Here is a 1,242-nt window from a genome sequence, read left to right as displayed (position 1 = left end):
AGGGGGGTGGGCTGGTGGCGTCGGTTTTGTCGACCACGCATCCGACCTTGACCTAACCTACCGCTAAATGGACGACACCCTGTACCACGCCTAAATGCTAAGGGAGGCGTCGACTCCCGGCTGGATGCCGGACGACCCTGAGATTTCGGAGCGGCGTTCAGCGCTGGCGGCGAAGGCGGAGCGGGAGATTCGCCTCCGGAACGGGGAGGCCGAGCAGCGCCTACACGCTGTCGCATCCAACGAGCGAACTTCCGCCCATTTCGCCGCAGTCCGGCAGGCGTACATGGTCGCGGCGACGTTTGCGCGCCGTCAACACCAATGTGAGCTCGTTGTGGCTGACTCACGAATCAAGGCCCGCGAGCTCTCGCGGTCGACGGTGTTCATGCGGCGTCGGGCCGACTACCTCCAACGCGCCGCCGAAGTCCACGCCCATCTGCATCCCGAACTCTGGGACGTGGTGCTGCGCGTGGTTCTCTCCCACCAGCGGAGCTGTCCGGAGGTTCGGTCGAGTTTTCCGTGTGCGGACTGCGCGCCACAGCTGGCACAAGACATCAAGGTCCAGCGGACTAAGCACGTGGAGCCACAAGCAACTTCGGTTGCTGAGGCCGCCGAGCCGGACAATAAGCAAACGAGCGACATTGCCGACACCGGCGAGGCGCAGCCAGAACGGTCTGGTTCCACCCGTGCGGACGCCCTGCTGGTCGCAGTCAGCGCAAGCACCACGGCCCGTTCGAGCACGGCGGGATTGGCCTGGGTCACAGAGGACGGACAAGTCGGGGTCGCGATTGACCAGGCACCGACAAACATTGAGGCGTCGCTGATTGCCATCGGGCGAGCTGTTGCCGACCTGCCCGACGACTTGCAGCTCGACGTCGTCATCCGGAACCGGCAAGTGCGAGATCGTGCTCGTTGGCGACTGCAACGGCCCCGACCCGTCCAACCGGTCGCCGGGCACGAGTCGTCGGATGCACACGATCTCCTAAGTCAGCTCTGGGGCCAATCTCCTCGCGTGCAAATCGTCAACGAACGCGCCACGAATGCCGAGCAACTCGCGCAGGCCGCCGCCGAACTCTCCAAGGTCGCTTTGGCGGCGGTTCGCGGCGGCCGCAATGCACGCGAGCTTCGCAAGGAAATCGATACAGTCGCCGCAAGATTCGGCGTAGAGGAACGTAAACCACTCCTCCCGCCGAACACGCAGACACACTACGCCGCGGTGTCGCGCTCGAACAACGGCGAGTTCTG

General features: G+C 64.5%; 1 protein-coding gene. It reads left to right on the top strand.

Translation table 11 applies throughout. The features are described 5' to 3' along the window. Positions 1-124: 124 nt before the first annotated feature. Positions 125-1,242: hypothetical protein (locus ACFWPJ_RS33270; protein ID WP_378857563.1), on the top strand; the 1,118-nt coding region annotated here is incomplete at its 3' end.

It is taken from the genome of Nocardia sp. NPDC058497 (assembly GCF_042720195.1).
In the GTDB taxonomy this organism is placed as follows: domain Bacteria; phylum Actinomycetota; class Actinomycetes; order Mycobacteriales; family Mycobacteriaceae; genus Nocardia.
This window is presented reverse-complemented; position numbering and strand designations above follow the sequence as displayed.